The sequence below is a fragment of the Sphingomonas sp. S2M10 genome (assembly GCF_012650175.1).
GTDB lineage: Bacteria > Pseudomonadota > Alphaproteobacteria > Sphingomonadales > Sphingomonadaceae > Sphingomonas.
In genome coordinates this window covers 37,406-55,432 of record NZ_JAAILI010000029.1, presented here as the reverse complement: position 1 = coordinate 55,432, position 18,027 = coordinate 37,406, and the positions used below count along the sequence as shown (strand labels likewise).

The 18,027-nt window shown below is 68.8% G+C and carries 18 protein-coding genes; 4 read left to right on the top strand and 14 right to left on the bottom strand.

Annotated features, from left to right (window positions below):
- The first annotated feature begins 254 nt into the window (after positions 1-254).
- Positions 255-1,577: an MFS transporter gene (locus S2M10_RS07795; protein WP_348770550.1), complete on the top strand. Its 1,323-nt coding sequence runs from the start codon at positions 255-257 to the stop codon at positions 1,575-1,577.
- A 4-nt stretch (positions 1,578-1,581) separates the two neighbouring features.
- On the opposite strand, the gene S2M10_RS07790 is transcribed toward S2M10_RS07795, so the two are convergent.
- The 14 genes from S2M10_RS07790 to purM all read right to left on the bottom strand — a co-directional run bounded on the left by S2M10_RS07790 (position 1,582) and on the right by purM (position 13,948).
- Positions 1,582-2,013 carry a DUF6628 family protein gene (locus tag S2M10_RS07790; protein WP_168845627.1) on the bottom strand — a complete coding sequence of 144 codons (432 nt, stop codon included), beginning with the start codon at positions 2,011-2,013 and terminating at the stop codon, positions 1,582-1,584.
- A 76-nt stretch (positions 2,014-2,089) separates the two neighbouring features.
- Positions 2,090-3,406, bottom strand: coding sequence for a bifunctional folylpolyglutamate synthase/dihydrofolate synthase (locus tag S2M10_RS07785; protein ID WP_168845626.1), 1,317 nt, complete (start codon positions 3,404-3,406; stop codon positions 2,090-2,092).
- 193 nt (positions 3,407-3,599) lie between these two features.
- A complete protein-coding gene (gene accD / locus S2M10_RS07780; protein ID WP_168845625.1) occupies positions 3,600-4,460 on the bottom strand; it encodes an acetyl-CoA carboxylase, carboxyltransferase subunit beta in 861 nt (286 codons plus the stop codon).
- On the bottom strand, positions 4,457-5,269 hold the full coding sequence (trpA, locus tag S2M10_RS07775; protein ID WP_168845624.1) for a tryptophan synthase subunit alpha: 813 nt from the start codon (positions 5,267-5,269) through the stop codon (positions 4,457-4,459). Before trpA ends, accD begins: the two co-directional genes overlap by 4 nt.
- Positions 5,266-6,495 (bottom strand): tryptophan synthase subunit beta, encoded by a 1,230-nt coding sequence (trpB, locus tag S2M10_RS07770; RefSeq protein WP_168845623.1) that lies wholly within the window; start codon positions 6,493-6,495, stop codon positions 5,266-5,268. The genes trpA and trpB overlap by 4 nt, the downstream gene beginning before the upstream one ends.
- On the bottom strand, positions 6,492-7,130 hold the full coding sequence (locus S2M10_RS07765) for a phosphoribosylanthranilate isomerase (protein WP_168845622.1): 639 nt from the start codon (positions 7,128-7,130) through the stop codon (positions 6,492-6,494). Before S2M10_RS07765 ends, trpB begins: the two co-directional genes overlap by 4 nt.
- A gap of 17 nt (positions 7,131-7,147) precedes the next feature.
- A complete protein-coding gene (locus tag S2M10_RS07760) occupies positions 7,148-7,654 on the bottom strand; it encodes a GNAT family N-acetyltransferase (RefSeq protein ID WP_168845621.1) in 507 nt (168 codons plus the stop codon).
- 153 nt (positions 7,655-7,807) lie between these two features.
- Positions 7,808-8,482, bottom strand: a complete 675-nt coding sequence (pyrF, locus tag S2M10_RS07755) for an orotidine-5'-phosphate decarboxylase (protein WP_168845620.1) — start codon at positions 8,480-8,482, stop codon at positions 7,808-7,810.
- On the bottom strand, positions 8,479-8,802 hold the full coding sequence (locus tag S2M10_RS07750; RefSeq protein ID WP_168845619.1) for a LapA family protein: 324 nt from the start codon (positions 8,800-8,802) through the stop codon (positions 8,479-8,481). The genes pyrF and S2M10_RS07750 overlap by 4 nt, the downstream gene beginning before the upstream one ends.
- 63 nt (positions 8,803-8,865) lie before the next feature.
- Positions 8,866-11,142, bottom strand: a complete 2,277-nt coding sequence (locus tag S2M10_RS07745) for a patatin-like protein (protein WP_168845618.1) — start codon at positions 11,140-11,142, stop codon at positions 8,866-8,868.
- Entirely contained in the window at positions 11,142-11,834 is a 693-nt protein-coding gene (locus S2M10_RS07740) for an endonuclease/exonuclease/phosphatase family protein (RefSeq protein WP_168845617.1), read from the bottom strand. The genes S2M10_RS07745 and S2M10_RS07740 overlap by 1 nt, the downstream gene beginning before the upstream one ends.
- A 41-nt stretch (positions 11,835-11,875) precedes the next feature.
- Positions 11,876-12,073: a hypothetical protein gene (locus S2M10_RS07735; protein WP_168845616.1), complete on the bottom strand. Its 198-nt coding sequence runs from the start codon at positions 12,071-12,073 to the stop codon at positions 11,876-11,878.
- A 69-nt stretch (positions 12,074-12,142) separates the two neighbouring features.
- Positions 12,143-12,709 carry a phosphoribosylglycinamide formyltransferase gene (purN, locus tag S2M10_RS07730; protein WP_168845615.1) on the bottom strand — a complete coding sequence of 189 codons (567 nt, stop codon included), beginning with the start codon at positions 12,707-12,709 and terminating at the stop codon, positions 12,143-12,145.
- 132 nt (positions 12,710-12,841) lie between these two features.
- Positions 12,842-13,948, bottom strand: coding sequence for a phosphoribosylformylglycinamidine cyclo-ligase (gene purM / locus S2M10_RS07725; protein ID WP_168845614.1), 1,107 nt, complete (start codon positions 13,946-13,948; stop codon positions 12,842-12,844).
- Positions 13,949-14,012: 64 nt separating this feature from the next.
- On the opposite strand from purM, the gene S2M10_RS07720 reads away from it, so the two are divergent.
- The 3 genes from S2M10_RS07720 to S2M10_RS07710 are packed head-to-tail and all read left to right on the top strand — an operon-like array spanning position 14,013 to position 18,027.
- The gene (locus tag S2M10_RS07720; protein WP_168845613.1) at positions 14,013-15,251 is read left to right on the top strand and encodes a heavy-metal-associated domain-containing protein; all 1,239 of its coding nucleotides are present in this window, start codon (positions 14,013-14,015) and stop codon (positions 15,249-15,251) included.
- The gene (locus S2M10_RS07715) at positions 15,248-15,862 is read left to right on the top strand and encodes a DnaA/Hda family protein (RefSeq protein ID WP_168845612.1); all 615 of its coding nucleotides are present in this window, start codon (positions 15,248-15,250) and stop codon (positions 15,860-15,862) included. Before S2M10_RS07720 ends, S2M10_RS07715 begins: the two co-directional genes overlap by 4 nt.
- Complete coding sequence (locus tag S2M10_RS07710; protein WP_168845611.1) at positions 15,859-18,027, top strand: RNA degradosome polyphosphate kinase; 2,169 nt, start codon at positions 15,859-15,861, stop codon at positions 18,025-18,027. The genes S2M10_RS07715 and S2M10_RS07710 overlap by 4 nt, the downstream gene beginning before the upstream one ends.

Sequence of the window (18,027 nt, the reverse complement as noted above, 5' to 3'; positions counted from 1 at the left end):
GGACCGCCCGGCTCGCGCCCTCGATGACATTCCTGCTCGGCCTGCTCGCGATCGGGGCGACGCTGGTGCTGAGCATCGCCTGGCGGCGTCGCGGCGGCGCGAGCCTGATCGTGGCAGGGAGTGTGGTCGGCGCGGCGTTGCTCGCGCTGGCGGTGCTGTTCACGCTGTTCTCCCCGCCCAAATCGCTGGCCGGGGCGCCGCTGGCGCTCGACTGGGGCGGTGCCGCGGCGCTGATCGCCTTTCTCGGCGCGTTCGTGCTCGGCCGCGCGGCTGCTCCGGCAGATTGGCGCGCGGAGCTTCCCGAAGGCGTGCGGCCCTATTTCGCGAAGGGGCCGCTGGCGTCCTTCGCGCTCGGCGTGTCCTCGGGCTTCCCGTTCGCGATGATCGGCGCGACGCTCACGACCCGGCTGGCGCAGACGGGCATCGACAAGTCGACCGTCACCGCCTTCACGCTCGCGATCCTGGTCTATAATTTCAAGTTTCTCTGGGCGTGGATCGTCGACAGCGTGCCGATCCCGATCCTGGGGCGGCTGGGCCAGCGGGTGTCGTGGCTGATCGTGGCCGGCCTGCTGGTCGTCGCGGCGACGGTGAACCTGGCGCTGGTCGTCCCCGATCCGGCGAACATCTGGCCGACGGTCACCGCCGCGGTGCTGATGGGCGCGGCGGGCGCGACCTATGACATCGTCATCGACGGCTATCGGATCGAAGTGCTGCAACCGCACGAGCTCGGCTATGGCTCGGGCATGTCGCAATATGGCTGGCGGATCGGCTCGGTCGCAGCCGGTGCGATCGCGCTGGTCGTGGCGGGGCAGGCGGGGTGGACCGCGGGCTATGCCGCCTGCGCCGTCTTCGCGCTGCCCGCGATCCTCACCGGGCTGATCGTCGGCGAGCCCGAGCGGCACCGCGCGCCCGCCGAGCGCCGCAGCATCGCGACGGTGGCGGCCGGGATCTGGGGGCCGTTTCTCCAGTTCTTCGCCCGCGAAGGCGCGCTGATCGTTCTGCTGTTCATCCTGGTCCACAAGATCGGCGATACGCTGGCCAACCTCACCTTCCGGCTGCTGTTCAACGATCTCGGCTTCTCGAACGACGAGATCGCCTTTTACGACGTGTCGCTCGGCTTTCTGGCGTACATGCTGGGCATCTTCCTCGGCGGCATGATGTACGCGCGGATGGGGATGAAGCGATCGGTGATGGTCAGCCTGATCCTGATGGCGGTTTCCAACCTCAGCTTCGCCGCGCTGGCGGCAGCGGGGCACTCGAACCTCGGCATGGCCGGCGCGATCGGCTTCGAGAACATCGCCAGCGGCATCGGCGGGGTGGTGGTGATCGCCTATTTCTCGGCGCTGACCGACCTGCGTTTCACCGCCGCGCAATATGCGCTGATCTCGGCGGGGGCGAGCATCGTCGGCCGGTTCATCACCGGCACGACGGCGGGCAGCCTGATCGAGGCGATGGGCTATGTCGACTTTTACCTGTTCACCACCGTCATCGCGCTGCCCGGTGTCGCGCTCTATTGGTGGATGATGCGCAGCGGGCTGGTCGATCGCTCGATCGGCAGCGCCGGGCAGGAGCGCTGACGCCTCAGGGTTCCAGCGGCAGGGCGAGATCGGCGAAGCTCTGCGCCAGCGCGTGCGCGGTCGGCAGCAGGCCGGTCGCGTCGCGGACGCCGATCAGGTCGGCGAGGAGCAGCGCCGCCACTTCCGGATTGGTGCGGACCTTGCCCAGCGCGACGACCAGCGCCGCTTCGGACGCGGTCATGCGCGGACAGCACCAGGGCGCGATCTGCACCGGACCGGTCGCCATGGCGGACATTTCGTGCATCAGCGCGCGCAGCAGCATCAGCGGGCGGCGGAACCCCTTGCCGAACGCGACGAGGAAGGCGTGCGCGGTGCTGGCATCGTGCAGACCGTTGCCGCCGGTCTGGCGAACGCCGAACAGCAGCAGCCGCACGCCCGGATCCTCGGGCTGGAGCTGGGGCAGGGCGGTGACGAGGGTCTGGACGGACGGCTGCATGTGATTCTCCGATGGGCGTCGGAGCAATCATGCCGTTCTGTTATTAATAGTCAATCGCAATAAGCGCGGGTTGCGATCAGTCGGGCAATTCTCCGTTCGCGGCGAGAACGACGCCGGCGAGATACAGCGAACCGAGGATCAGCACGGTGGCCGGCGACTGGCCGGTACCGCGGCCGGCTATTGCGCGCAGGGCGCCCGCCACATCGTCGGCGGTCGTGGCAACGGGTACGCCAAGCGCCTGGACCAGCGCCGCCAGCGCGTCGGGTGCGTGATGGGCATGGCCGGGGATCGGCACGGTGGTGACGCTTGCCAGCCGTGCGGCGAGGGGGGCGAGCAGTCCCTCGGGATCCTTGTTGGCCAGCATACCGAGCACGAGATGGCAGGGCCGACCGGCAGCGACTTCGGCAACGGTGCCGGCGATGGCGGCGCCGGCTGCGGCATTGTGCCCGCCATCGAGCCAGACCGGGGTGCCTTCCGGCAACCATGCGGTGAGCGGCCCCTGGCCGAGCCGCTGCATCCGCGCGGGCCAGCGGGCGCGGGTCGCGGCGGCGGCGAGCGCGGCATCGGGGATCGCCAGCACGGTCTGGTGGCGCAGCATCGCGATGGCGAGCGCGAGATTGCCCGGCTGGTGCGGGCCGGAAAGCACCGGCAGCGGCGTCGCGATCACGCCATTGGCGTCGCGATAGACGAGGCGGTCGCCTTCCACCGCATAGTCCCAGGCGGCCCCTTGCGCGAGGACGGGGGCGCCGGCGGCCGCGACCACGGCGGCGATCTCTGCATCGTAGCGCATCGTCACCAGCGGCACGCCGGGCTTGGCGATGCCTGCCTTTTCGCGCGCGATCTGCGGCAGCGTGTCGCCGAGGAAGGCCTGATGGTCGATGCCGAGCTGGGCGATGGCGGTCGCGATCGGCGCGGCGATGACGTTGGTCGCGTCGAGCCGCCCGCCCAGACCGACTTCGATCACGCACGCGTCCGCCGGCGTGCGGGCGAAGGCGAGGAAGGCGGCAGCGGTGGTCACCTCGAAGAAGCTCGCGCCGATATCGCCGCCGGCATCGAGCACCTCGGCGAGCAGGGGCGCGAGGGTGGCGTCGTCGATCAGCGTACCGGCGAGGCGGATGCGCTCGTTGAAGCGGACGAGGTGAGGGCTGGAATAGACATGGACGCTGAGGCCGGCGGCTTCGAGCGCGGCGCGCAGGAACGCGCAGGTCGATCCCTTGCCGTTGGTGCCGGCGACGTGCAGCACCGGCGGCAGGCGGAGGTGCGGGTTGCCGACGCGCTCCAGAAGGCAGGTGATGCGCTCCAGACCGAGGATGTCGGCGCCGGGGGAGAGCAGGGTCAGCCGGTCGAGCTGGGCTTGCACGGCGGGGTCGGTGGACCGAGCGAAGTCGGGCATGTCGCGCTTATTTGAGCCCCTCCTCCTTGGAGGAGGGGTTGGAGGTGGAGGGATTCCAGAACGTCTTTTGGTCTCGGTGAGACTCTGCCCCACCCCAACCCCGCATCAGGTGAACAGCGCCCCGCGCTGTTCAGGCGCTGCCGGGGGCAGCGCCGGCCTGATGCGCCTGAAGGGGAGGGGCTAAAGTGAAGCATTACGCCGCCGCGCGCGCCTCGCAGAGCAGGCCGATCAGCTGGCCCAGCGTGTCGCGCAGGTCGCGGCGGTGCGTCACCATGTCGACGAGGCCGTGGTCGCGATAATATTCGCTGGTCTGGAAGTCGTCAGGCAGCTTCTCGCGGATCGTGTTCTCGATCACGCGGCGGCCGGTGAAGGCAAGCGTGGCGCCCGGCTCGGCGATCTGGACGTCGCCCAGCATCGCATAGGCCGCCATCACGCCGCCCGAGGTCGGATCGGTCAGCACGACGATATAGGGCAGCCCGGCGTCATGCAGCATCTCGATCGCGACGGTGGTGCGCGGCATCTGCATCAGGCTGAGAATGCCTTCCTGCATGCGCGCGCCGCCCGAGGCGGTGAAGACGATATAGGGCGAGCGCGCGGCGATCGCGGTCTCGACGCCGGCGATGAACGCCTCGCCGACCGCCTGGCCCATCGATCCGCCCATGAAAGCGAAGTCCTGCACGCCGATCACCGCCTTGTGGCCGTGGATCGTGCCGCTGGCGTTCTGGAACGCGTCCTGCTCGCCGGTCGTCGCCCGCGCCGCCTTGATCCGCGCCGCATAGGGCTTGGAATCGCGGAACTTCAGCGGGTCCTCGGTGACCTTGGGGTTCGGCAGCAGCTTGTAGGCGCCGTCATCGAACAGCTGCTCGAAGCGCTTCGTCGCGCCGATGCGATCGTGGAAATCGCAATGCGGGCAGACATTCTGGTTTTCCTCGAACTCCTTCATGAAGACCATCTGTCCGCATCCCTTGCACTTGTGCCAGAGATTGTCGGGGCTCTCCTCGCCACGGGTGGTGACATAGGCGAGCGCGTTGCGAACGCGCGTAATCCAGCTCATGCGACTTCCTTGCGTGCGGCGACCAGCGCCGTCTTCAGCGTAGCGATATAGGCGCGGACGGGCTCCGCCGCATCCGTGCCGTGGCGGCCGACCAGCTCGACGATCGCGCTGCCGACGACCACGCCGTCGGCGACGCGACCGATGGCGGCGGCCTGTTCGGGGGTGCGGACGCCGAAGCCGACCGCGATCGGCAGGTCGGTCGCGGCCTTGAGGCGGGCAACCGCGGCCTCGATCGAGGCGGTGGCAGCCTGTTGTAGCCCGGTGATCCCGGCGACCGAGACATAATAGAGGAACCCGGACGCGCCCGCCAGCACCGCCGGCAACCGGGCGGCATCGGTGGTGGGTGTGGCGAGGCGGACATTGCCCAGCCCGGCGGCGCGGAGCGCTTCGCCCAGGCTGTCGTCTTCCTCGGCGGGAATGTCGACGCAGATCGCGCCGTCGACGCCGGCCGCGCGTGCGGCGTTCGCGAACCATTCGGGTCCGCGCCGGGTCATCGGATTGGCATAGCCCATCAGGACCAGCGGCACGTCCGGATGGCGCGCGCGGAACGCGGTGGCGATGGCGAGCACGTCGGCGGTGGTGGTGCCGGCGGCGAGGCTGCGCAGGTTCGCCGCCTGGATCGCCGGGCCATCGGCCATCGGATCGGTGAACGGCATGCCGAGCTCGATCACGTCGGCACCGCCCGCGACGAGCGCGTCGAGGATAGCAGCCGTGGCGCCGGGCGCAGGATCGCCGGCGGTGACGAAGGTCACCAGCGCGGCACGGCCCTGCTCGGAGGCGCGGGCAAAGGCGTTGGCGAGCCGGGTCACATCTGCACTCCCAGCGCCTCGGCGACGGTGAAGATGTCCTTGTCGCCGCGACCACAAAGGTTGGCGAGGATCACCTTGTCGCGCGGCATCGTGCGGGCGACCTTGGCCACCGCGGCGATGGCGTGGCTCGGCTCGAGCGCGGGGATGATGCCCTCGGTGCGGCAGAGCAGCTGGAACGCGTCGAGCGCCTCGGTGTCGGTCACCGCGGTATATTCCACGCGGCCGATGTCGCGCAGCCAGGCATGCTCGGGGCCGATACCCGGATAGTCGAGACCCGCCGAGATCGAGTGCGCCTCGGTGATCTGGCCGTCCTCGTCCTGCAGCAGATAGGTGCGGTTGCCGTGGAGAATGCCCGGCGCGCCGCCGGCGAGGCTGGCGGCGTGGCGCTTCTCCAGCCCTTCGCCCGCTGCCTCGACGCCGAGCATCTTCACGTCGGCATCGTCAAGGAACGGGTGGAACAGGCCGATCGCGTTCGATCCGCCGCCGATCGCGGCGACCAGCAGGTCGGGCAGCTTGCCGGTGCGCTGGAGCATCTGCGCGCGCGCCTCGCGGCCGATCACCGACTGGAAGTCGCGGACCAGCTCCGGATAGGGGTGCGGGCCGGCGGCGGTGCCGATGATGTAGAAGGTGTCCTCGACGTTCGCGACCCAGTCGCGCAGGCCCTCGTTCATCGCGTCCTTGAGTGTCGCAGCACCACTGGTGACCGGCACCACTTCGGCGCCGAGCAGCTTCATGCGGAACACGTTGGGCTGCTGCCGCGCGACGTCGGTCGCGCCCATATAGATCACGCAGGGCAGGCCGAAGCGTGCGCAGACGGTGGCGGTGGCCACGCCGTGCTGGCCGGCACCGGTCTCGGCGATGATCCGCGTCTTGCCCATGCGGCGGGCGAGCAGGATCTGGCCGATGCAATTGTTGATCTTGTGCGCGCCGGTGTGGTTGAGCTCGTCGCGCTTGAACCAGATCTCGGCGCCCATGCCTTCGGGCGCGTTCTCGCGCAGCGCGTCGGTCAGCCGCTCGGCATAATAGAGCGGGCTCGGGCGGCCGACATAATGTTCGAGCAGGTCGTCGAACTCGGCCTGGAAGGCGGGATCGGCCTTGGCGGCGGTGTATTCGCGCTCCAGGTCGAGAACCAGCGGCATCAGCGTCTCGGCGACGAAGCGTCCGCCGAACTGGCCGAAATGCCCGCGGTCGTCGGGCTGGGCGCGGAAGGAATTTGGTGCGGTCATGATCGGGCCACGGCTTTAAGGAAAGCGGCGATCTTGTCCACATCCTTGATGCCTGGCGCCGTCTCGATGCCCGAAGAGACATCGACCAGGCTTGCCCCGGTTACCCGGATCGCCTCGCCGACATTGCCGGCATCGAGCCCGCCGGAGAGGATCCAGGGCAGCGGGTTGTCGAAGCCGTCCAGCAGGGTCCAGTCGAAGCGCAGCCCGGTGCCGCCGGGCACCTTGGCGCCCTCCGGGGCCTTGGCGTCGTAGAGCAGCCGGTCGGCGGCGCCCCGGAACGCCGCGGCCGGGGCGAGGTCGGCGCGGATCTTGACCGCGAGCGCGGCCCAGGTCTCGCGGCCGGTCCGTGTCTTCACGGCGGCGGCGCGCGCGGGGGTGACCTTGTGGAGCTGGATCACGTCCAGCCGCCCGGCGGCGATGGCGGCATCGAGCAGCGCGTCGTCGGGATCGACGAACACGCCGACCCGGCCGACCTGGCCCGGAACGCGGGCGGCGAGTCCCAGCGCCTTGTCGAAACTCAGGTGGCGCGGGCTGGGTGGGAAGAAGACAAAGCCGATATGGCTCGCTCCGCCGGCAATTGCGGCGTCGAGCGTATCGGGCGTGGACAGGCCACAGATTTTCGCGGTTGCGGGCATGGTCTGCCCTGTAGGCGTTAGACCAGCGTCTTGGCCAGCACCGTCATGAACAGCGGCGGGTCGAGCGGGATCGGGAAGTCGCGGCGCGCGCCGGTTTCGGCATAGCCGCGGCGGAGATAATATTCGATGAGCTTGCGGCGCTGCTCGATCACCGTCATTTCCATGCGGCTGCAGCCGAACACGTCGCGGGCATGCGCTTCGGCGGCGGCGATCAGCTGGCGGCCGAGCCCGCCCGCCTGGCGGAGCGGATCGATGCAGAGCAGGCCGAGATAGGCCGTGCCATGGCCCCGGTTCGCGACGTTGACGCAGCCGATCGCGGTGCCGTCTTCCCAGGCGCTGAGCAGCACCTGCGCCGGGTCTTCGACGATGGCGGTGAGCGTCGGGAGATCCGTACGCGGCCCCTCGATCAGGTCCGCCTCATGCGTCCAGCCCTGGCGCGCGGTTTCACCGCGATAGGCGCGCTCGATCACGGGGTGGATCGCCGGCAGGTCGGCGGTGGTGGCGGGGCGGATGGTGATGGGCATGGCTGTTCCTACGCGATCACCCTCACCCTTCCGCCGCTTCGCGGCTCCCTCCCTCTCCCAAGGGGAGAGGGATTCTTTCGCCCTTTCCCTTTGGGAGAGGGAGGGGACCCGTGCCGGAGGCAGTGGGGAGGGTGAGGGTGGCTGGTGGCCTGATTACAACGTCGCCGCGATCGCCCGCGCGGCCGCGTCGGGATCCTCGGCCTGGGTGATCGGTCGCCCGATCACCAGGATCGACGCACCCGCATCCACCGCACTGCGCGGCGTCACCACCCGCTTCTGGTCGCCGACCTGCGCATCGGCCGGCCGCACGCCGGGGACGACGAAGAAGCCGTCCTTCCAGGCTGCATGCGCCGCCTTCACTTCCTCACCCGAGCAGACGATGCCGTCCACCCCGGCGGAGCGGGCCAGCTCGGCGAGGCGCATCACCTGCTCATGCGGATCGGGCTTGAGCCCGATCGCGGTCATGTCGTCGCCGTCGAGGCTGGTGAGCATCGTCACCGCGACCACCTTGGTGCCCTCTGGCGCGGCGGCCTTGGCATCCTCCAGCATCGCCCGGCCGCCGGCGGCATGGACGGTGAGGATCGCGGGGTTCAGCGGACGCAGCGCCTGGACCGCCTTGGCGACCGTATTGGGGATGTCGTGGAACTTGAGGTCGAGGAAGATCGGCACGCCGATTTCGGCCATCTCGTGCACGCCGTGGCGGCCATTGGCCATGAAGAACTCCAGGCCCAGCTTGATGCCGCCGACATGGTGGTGGACCTTCTGGGCCAGCACCTTGGCCTTTTCCAGATCGGGCGTGTCGAGCGCGACATAGATCCGGCTGCTCATGCGCGCGGCTCCTCGATCGCCGGCGTTTCCGTGACCGGCTCGAAGCGCGGTGCCGGGGTCGCCGGGATCGCGCGCAGATCGGCGAGCGCCCGTTCAAGCCCCGTGAAGCGCTGCCGCATCCGCCACCGCAGCGTCTGATAGGCGACCAGCATCGGCAGGAATCCGGCGAGGAACACGACGATCAGCAACAGCGGCAGGCTGATATCGGCGACGAGACCGCCCCAGAGCTGGATGCTCACGCGCTGCTCGCCATTGTAGATCACGAACCCGGCGATCACGCCGCCGAGCAGGAGCCACAACAGCACCTTCAGAAACCGCATTCCGCTCCCTTCCTGGCAAACCCTGAGCGCCTTCTAGGCCCGAGCGGCCCCGCTTGCCAAGGCTCAGCCGATTTCGGTTCGCAACTCGGCGATCAGTCCCGGGATCGCGGTAAGGGCAGGGGCCTCCTCGTCCAGGATCGCGTGAAAGGCGCGCCGCTTGAGCGCGGCGACATGCGCCGCGTCCGGCTGGGCCGCTCTGTCGATCGTGGACAGCACGATGTCGATCAGCCGGTCGGCGCCGTTGAGGCGGCCCCAGAGATAATCGTTCTCGCGATAGGCGCGGCTGAAGAACGCGCCGAAATTGTTGAACTGATTGCCCTTGAGCATCGCCGCGACGCCGCCGGCGCGGATCGCCTTGGCATCCTCGGGCGAGATGCGGTCGACGCGGATCGGATCGAACTCGTCCATTCCTTCGCCCTGGAGCAGCGGCAGCGTGGCGATGTCGAAGAAGGGGAAGCCCAGATAGGCGAGCAGCATCGGCCGCCGCAATTCCTTCGACAATGCACTGAAACCGGCGGACAGCACCTCGTCCGTCTGCCGGTCGAGCGCGCGCAGTTGCATGCGCTCGGCCAGCATGTCGAGCATTGCGCCGGGATCGTCGCCAAGCCGCGCAGGCAGATCGGCGAAGGTGTCGGAGCGCTTGAGCTCCAGATAGGCCGCCAGCGCGCTGTAGATCGCATCGCGCATCGGCCGCATCGCGCCGCGCGGGGCGGATTGCTCCAGTTCGGCAAGCCGCCGCGCGAGCAGGCGCAGGCGGCGGATGCGGAAGCCGAGATCGTGCCCCCGCAGGAAATCGAGCGCCTCGGGCGAGGCGCCGCCGGGCAGCGAGGCGCCGAATCGGTCGGCACCGCGCGTCCGCACCGTCTCGCGCAGCCGGCGACCCAGCGACCGCAGCCGACGACCGTCCTGCTGGCCGACAAGCGCTTGGAGCAGTTGCGCCGTGCGGTCGACAGCGCCATCGACCTTGAGCAGCGCATAGGCCGTGTGGCCATAGCCTGCCTTGGCGGCGGCGGCGACCTGCGCCCGCTTTCGCCATGCAGCGAGGCGTTTGGGCGTGGGATAGTCCAGCCACAACGTGTAGCCGAACAGCGATTCGACCTGTGCCTCCACCTCGGCGCGAATCTCGGAAACGATAGCGAGCATCCGCTCGATCCGGTCCGAACGGGCGGCGATCGCGTCGAGATTGTCGCGAATCGGCTGTTTGCGCGGCAGTTCGGAAAGCGCGCCGATCAGCGTCGAAAAAAAGCCCGGCCGTTCGCGGCGTGGGCCGTAGAAATCGAACCGCATGTCCGGCGTGGGATCCAGGAACACGAAGCGCCGGTCGACCTGCCGCCGGGCGGGACGCTCGCGCAGCGCTGCCATCACGGGCTCGAAAGGCGCGTTGGCCAACACCGAGCCGTCGATCAGCACGGCTTTTTCGGCGCGGTTTTCGGCCCATTGCTCGGGGAGCACGCGCTGGAGAAATGCATCGCGGCCGGCCCAGGGCGTGCCGCGTTCCGCCAGCACCTTGTCAAGTTCCTCCACCATCAGCGGTGGGAAAGCGCCCGGGAAGCTCGACGTCGCGCGGGCAGCGAAGCCCAGCGCGGCGGGATGGGCGATGCCGGCGCCGCGACCATGATCGGTGAAGCTGAACACCAGACGATGTTCGGTCTCCACCACTTCGGCGGGGCTGTTGAGCCGCAGCGTCTCGGCATGGCCGCCAAAATCGGTGGCAGTGACGAACAGGTCGAGCGGCTGGCCGTCGGGCAGCAGTCGCCGCTCGGCGGGGCCGGACGCCATCGCATCGAAGGCATTGAGCAGCGTCTTGAGCAGCTGCTCGCCCCCGAAGGGCGGCTCGAACCAGCGCGACCGGACGAACCGCTCGAGCTTCTCGCGCACCTCCGCGCGGGTGCCCGCTTCCACCGTTTCGTCGATCGCATGCGAGCGGTTGGAGAGCATCCAGGCGATCGGCTTCGCCCAGATCTTGGCGAAGCGGTGCGATGGGCCCTGGCTGGGGGCGAGCAGCGCCTCGACATCGGCATAGTCCAGCCACATGGCGGTGAGCGGATCGAGCGACTGGCCGCTGGCGATCGCCTGCGCCAAGAACACCGCGTTGATCCCGCCCGCGCTGGCGCCGGAGAGAATATCGACCAGCACGCGCAGGTTGAGCCCGCTGCGATCACGAATATCCTCGATCAGATCGCGGTAGACGCTGTGAAGCGGCGTGCCCTCGCGCTCGGCGCAGCTGGCGCGGGCGAGGTGCCACACTTCTTTGGTGATGCCGTGCATGTATACGGCGAGGCTGATCCCGCCATAGCAGACCAGCGCCAGCCGCAGCTCCTTTTCCTGCCCCTCCTGCATCAGCGGTGCCGCACCTCCGCCCAGACAGGCAGATGATCGGAGGCGGTGCGCGCCGCGAGGCTGCAATGCACCCCGGCGTCGCCAATCGCGAGATCGGGCGACGCCATGATCCGGTCCAGCCGCGCCATCGGGCGGCGGGCGTGGAAGCTCTTGCCGGTGGGCGCGAAGGCGAAATGCTGGGCGAAATCGCGCAGGCAGCCGCGCTCGGCGCTCCATTCGTTGAGGTCGCCCATCATGACCGTTGGCATGGCCGGCAGGTTCGCAAGCTGGGTGAGGATCGCGTGCGCCTGCCGCCGCCGCCACAGGCCGGACAGATCAAGGTGCATGCCCAGCACGCGCAAGGGCCGCCCATGCATGCGAAGCTCCGCCATCACCGCGCCGCGGGGCTCCAGCGTGGGCAGATGGAGCGCCGCGCAACTCAGGATTTCGGCCTCCTTGCGCACCAGCAGCGCGTTGCCGTGCCATCCCATCGATCGCGCGCGCATCCCGAACTGCACCGCTTTCCAGGGACTATGCTCGGCGAGCAGATGGTGCGCGAGGACCGCCTCGCGCGCGCCGAAGCGGCGATCCGCCTCCTGCAAGGCGATCACATCGGCACCGACCTCGAGCAGTACCTCGAGCGTCCTCTCCGGTCGGCGTCGTCGATCGGTGCCGATCGACTTGCGCATGTTGTAGCTGGCGACCTTGATCATCCGCGCACCTTATCGACGCGGGCACCCTGGCAGCACAAGTCTCAATAACCCGTTTCGCCACGTTCGCGCTGCCCGATCGCCGCCTCGGCAGCCGCGAGCAGGCTGCGGCCCGTAGCCTCCGCCGCTTCGGGCGTCATCGCCACCGCTACCCCGTTCGGGCCGTCGAGCAGCACGAGGCCGAGTTCAGCGGTGGCAATTCCGCCTTCTTCCTCCGGCGTCAGCGCCGAGTCCTTGGCCATGTCCGTGGCTTCCCGTTCTGGAGTATTGACGGGGGAGAACGCGGCATCGGAACCAAATATCCGCAGATTTCAGCCGCAAAGCCATGCTGCGATGGTTTTTGGGTAGAGTTTGTGCTCCTCGGCCAGCACGCGCGCCGAAAGCGTATCGGCAGTGTCGCCGGGCAGGATGGCCACCCGTGCCTGGCCCAGCACCTCGCCGCCATCCAGTTCCTCGGTAACGATATGCACCGAGGCGCCCGCCTCGACATCGCCGGCCGCGATCGCCCGCGCATGGGTATCGAGACCCTTGTACTTGGGCAGCAGCGAGGGGTGGATGTTGACGATCCTCCCCCGCCAGCGCGCGACGAAATCGTCAGAGAGCAGCCGCATATAGCCCGCGAGCGCGATCGCCTCGACGCCTGCATTTCGCAGCGCCGCATCGATCTTTGCCTCATATTCGGCCTTGGGCATGCCTTTCGGGCTTTGCGCGAAGGTCGCCACGCCGCGCTCGGCCGCCCAGGCGAGTCCGGCCGCTTCGGGCTTGTCGCTGGCGACGAGCGCGACCGTATAGGGGCAGTCCGGCGCCGCCGCGGCCTCGATCAGCGCAGCCATGTTGGAGCCGCGGCCCGAAATCAGAATGCCGAGTCGCTTCTTCAAATCGCCCTCCCGCCTGCGGAAAGGGCTCGGGGAGGGGCTGACATGCAGAGGGCAGGATGGCGGTACCGCTCAGCCCCGTTCCGGACCCCTCCCGCAGGTGGGAGGGGAGCGCCGGTGGATAGCGCCCCGCAATCAGCCATAGTGCGTGGCGCTCCACGGCGCACGCGCGCTCCAGGTCTCGTCGCCGCCGACCACGGTGCAGCCGCGCTCGCCGGCTTCGACCGTGCCGATGGCGAACACCGTCTCGCCCGCTTCGGTCAGCGCTGCCGAGACGGCTTCCGCCTGCTCCGCCGCGACCACCGCGACCATGCCGATGCCGCAGTTGAAGGTGCGCGCCATCTCTTCGGGCTCGATATTGCCCTGCGCCTGCAGGAACGCCATCAGCCGGGGCAGCGGCCAGGCATCGGCGTCGATCCGGGCATGGCTGCCCTCGGGGAGAACGCGAGGGACGTTCTCGAGCAGGCCGCCGCCCGTGATATGGGCGAGGCCGTGGATCGTGCCCTTGCGCAGTTCGGGCAGAAGGCTGGCGACATAGATGCGCGTCGGCGCCATCAGCGTGTCGATCAGCAGCCGCTCCTGGTCGAACAGCGCCGGGCGATCGAGCTTCCAGCCCTTGTCCGCCGCGAGTCGCCGCACCAGCGAGAAGCCGTTCGAGTGGACGCCGTTCGAGGCGAGGCCGAGCAGTACGTCGCCGGGGGCGATCTTCTTGCCGTCGAGCAGCCGGTCGCGCTCCACCGCGCCGACGCAGAAGCCGGCAAGGTCGTAATCGCCATCGGCATACATGCCCGGCATCTCGGCGGTCTCGCCGCCGATCAGCGCGCAGCCCGCCTGGCGGCAGCCCTCCGCGATTCCGGCGATCACCCGCTCGGCAACCGCGTTGTCGAGCTTGCCGCTCGCATAATAGTCGAGGAAAAACAGCGGTTCGGCGCCCTGGACGATCAGATCGTTGGCGCACATCGCGACGAGGTCGATGCCGACGCCGTCGTGCCGGTCATGCTCGATCGCCAGCTTCAGCTTGGTGCCGACGCCGTCGTTCGCCGCAACCAGCAGCGGATCGGTGAAGCCCGCGGCCTTCAGGTCGAAGATGCCGCCGAAGCCGCCCAGATCGGCGTCCGCGCCGGCGCGCCGGGTGGAACGGGCAAGCGGGCCGATCGCGCGCACCAGCGCATTGCCCGCCGCAATCGAAACGCCCGCCTGGGCATAGGTGTAAGGGCCGTCGCCCGCCTTGGTCTCGCTCATGGGCGATGGCCCTAGCCACAACGCGCTTGGATTTCCACGCCCGGTTCGCCAAAAGGGCGCCCGCATGCAGTTTCGCCGTCCCAAAACCGTAATTGGCGCCGTCGCCGCGCTCGCGCTCGCCGGTGCGGGCACCCTGACGGCGCGGGGGCAGGGCGGCGCTCCCGCCGCACCCGCAGGTGTCGCAAACAGCTTCGAAGTGAGCGGCGTGAAGGTCGACGTGTCGGGCAAGAGCGCCGAGATCGCCCGCCAGGGCGGCTGGAGGATCGCCCAGCGCAAGGGCTGGTCAATGCTGTCGCAGCAGCTCACCGGCAAGCCGGGCTCGCTCTCCGATTCGGCCCTCGACGCGATCGTCACCGGCATCGTCGTCGAGCGCGAGCAGATCGGGCCCAGCCGCTATATCGCCAGCCTGGGCGTGCAGTTCGATCGCGCCAAGGCGGGGTCGATCCTCGGCGTCTCGATCGCGGTCACCCATTCGCCGCCGATGCTGCTGGTGCCGCTGCAATATTCGGGCGGCGTCGGCCAGGTGTTCGAGCGCGACACCGCCTGGGCGCGCGCCTGGAACCGGCTGCGCGCCGCGGGCAGCACGATCGACTATGTCCGCCTGCGCGGCACCGGGGCGGACCGGCTGCTGGTCAATACCGGCCAGACGCTGCGCCATGGCCGCAACTGGTGGCGGACGATCCTCGACCAATATGGCGCGGTCGACATGCTGGTGCCGGAAGTGCAGCTGCGCCGCGACTATCCGGGCGGGCCGATCGTCGGCATCTTCTCGGCGACGCACGGGCCGGACAAGCTGCCGATCACCAGCTTCGCGCTGCGCATCGACAATGGCGACGCGATCGACGCGCTGCTGGACACCGCCGTGGCGCGTATCGACAAGGCCTATCAGAAGGCGCTGAGCGAGGGCCGGCTCCATACCGATGCCGTGCTCGCCGCCCGCCCGCCGGTCGCGCAGCCGGAAGCGCCCGCGCCCGAGGAAACCCCGCTGCCGACCCCCTTGCCCAGCATCGAGGCGAGCGGTGCGGCAACGACCGCGCTTTCGGTGCAGGTCGAAACGCCCAACGCCGCCGCCGTCACCGCCTCGGAAAGTGCGGTTCGCGGGGTGCCCGGCGTGCGCAGCGCCACCACCACCAGCCTGGCGCTCGGCGGCATCTCGGTGCTGCGCGTCAGCTACGACGGATCGCAGGCCGCCTTGCGCGCCGCGCTCGAATCGCGCGGCTGGAGCGTGCAGGAAGGGCCGGGCGTGCTCCGCATCCGTCGGGGCGCCGCGCCCCAGGCTTCGCCGACGCCCAAGGCGCAATGAGCCAGCTCCGCCTGCCGCTGGGCCTGCCCGAGGCGAGCGAGACGGACTTTCTGGTCAGCGCCTCGAACGCGCGCGCCGTCCATCAGCTCGAACATTGGGCGACCTGGCCGGTGATGGCGGCGCTGCTGGTGGGGCCACGAAAGTCCGGTCGCAGCCTGCTCGCGCGGATCTTCGCGGCAAAGACTGGAGCCGCGATCATCGACGATGCCGAGCGCGTCGACGAAGCGGATATCTTCCACGCCTGGAATCGCGCCCAGGGTGAGCGCCGCCCGCTGCTGATCGTCGCCGATGCCGCACCGCCGCGCTGGGAAGTGACGCTGCCCGATCTGCGATCGCGCCTCGCCGCCTCGCCGCTGCTCGAGATCGGCCCGCCCGACGACGCGTTGGTCCCGCTCTTGCTGGAGCGGGTCTTCACCCGCCACCTGCTGCATGCCACGCCCGCCGTGATCGCCTGGATCGCCAGGCGGATCGAGCGCAGCCATGTCGCGATCCTGCGCGTTGCCGATGTGCTGGAAATGGAGACCGACGGCCGTTTGTCGATCCCGGTGGTGAAGACTACACTCCAGGCTGCAAGCCTTTTGACGCATAACGACGATAGCGAGAGCGAATGACCGAATCCGCCGCCCCTGCGACCATCGCCCCCGCCGATCCCAACGCGCCGCGCTATTTCAACCGCGAGCTTTCCTGGCTGGCCTTCAACCGCCGCGTGATGGAGGAGGCGTGCAACCCCGCCCATCCGCTGCTGGAACGCCTCCGCTTCCTGTCGATTTCCGGCAGCAATTTCGACGAATTCTTCATGGTTCGCGTGGCCGGCCTGATGGGCCAGCAGCTGCAGAATATCGACACGCGCTCGGCCGACGGCCTCACCCCTGCGCAGCAGCTGGAGGCGATCTCCGCCGAAGCGGCGACGCTCGCCGACGAGCAGCAGGCGGTGTGGGTGGACATCCGCGCCGAACTGGCGCTCGCGAACATCTTCGTGCTCGAAGCCGATGCGATCGAGGGTGAGACCGAGGAATGGCTCGCCAACCATTTCCGCGAGCAGATCTTCCCGATCCTGACCCCGCAGGCGCTCGATCCCGCGCATCCCTTCCCGTTCATCCCCAACCAGGGATCGAGCGTGATCTTCAACCTGCTGCGCACCTCGGATCGCGAGCCGGTGCAGGAACTGGTGATGCTGCCGACGACGCTCAAGCGCTTCGTCCGGCTGCCCGGTGCCCCGGCCCGCTATGTCGCGATCGAGACGCTGATCAAGCATTTCTGGGGGCTGCTCTTCCCGGGCTATGAAATGCTCGCCGCCGCCACCTTCCGGGTGCTGCGCGACAGCGATATCGAGATCGAGGAAGAGGCCGAGGACCTCGTCCTCACCTTCCGCTCGGCGATCAAGCGGCGGCGTCGCGGCCGCGTCATCCGTCTCGAAATGGAGGAGGGCATCGCCCCCGATCTCGAAGCGGTGCTGAAGGAAGAGCTGGGCGGCAGCGACGCGCTGCTCACCGAAACCGGCGGCTTTCTCGGAGTCGGCGACCTGTCGATGCTGGTCGACGAGGATCGGCCCGACCTCAAGTTCACCCCCTTCTCGGCGCGCTTCCCCGAGCGGATCCGCGAATATGGCGGCGACTGCTTCGCGGCGATCCGCGCCAAGGACATCGTCGTCCACCACCCGTACGAGACCTTCGACGTCGTGCTCAGCTTCCTCCAGCAGGCCGCCGCCGACCCCGATGTGGTGGCGATCAAGCAGACGCTGTATCGCGCGGGCAAGCAGTCGGCGGTGATCAACGCGCTGATCGCCGCGGCCGAGGCCGGCAAGTCGGTCACCGCCGTCGTCGAGCTCAAGGCGCGGTTCGACGAGGAACAGAATCTCTACTGGGCGACCGCGCTGGAGCGGGCCGGCGTGCAGGTCGTCTATGGCTTCATCGACTGGAAGACGCACGCCAAGGTCTCGATGGTCGTGCGGCGCGAGGGCGATCGCTATCGCACCTACTGCCATTTCGGCACGGGCAATTATCACCCGATCACCGCGCGCATCTACACCGATCTCAGCTTCTTCACTGCCGATCCACGGATCGGCCGCGATGCGGCGCAGATCTTCAACTATGTGACCGGCTATGTCGAACCGCAGCATCTGGAACTGCTCGGCATCTCGCCGCGCGACCTTCGCCATCGGCTGAGCGACCTGATCGAGGAGGAAATCGCCCATGTCCGCGCCGGGCGCCCCGGCACGATCTGGGCGAAGATGAACTCGCTGGTTGATCCCGCGATCATCGAGAAGCTCTACCAGGCGAGCAGCGCCGGCGTGCAGATCGAGCTGGTGGTGCGCGGCATCTGCTGCCTGCGGCCCGGCGTCGCGGGGATGAGCGAGAATATCCGGGTGAAATCGATCGTCGGCCGCTTCCTGGAGCACAGCCGCATCTGGGTATTCGGCAACGGCAAGACGCTGCCGAACGACGGCGCCAAGCTGTATATTTCCTCGGCCGACTGGATGCAGCGCAACTTCGATCGCCGCGTCGAGTTCATGCTGCCGCTGCTCAACAAGACCGTGCACGATCAGGTGCTGGACCAAGTGATGGTCGCCAACCTGCTCGACAACGAACAGAGCTGGCTGCTCGCGCCCGACGGCCATTACGACCGGATCGTGCCGGGCGAAGACGGGGAATTCAATCTGCACCGCTATTTCATGACCAATCCGTCGCTCTCGGGGCGCGGCGCCGCGATGGGATCGCGCAAGCCGGTGCCCAAGCTGTCGCCGCGCAAGCAGCGACTCGCCGCAAAGGGCGCCTGA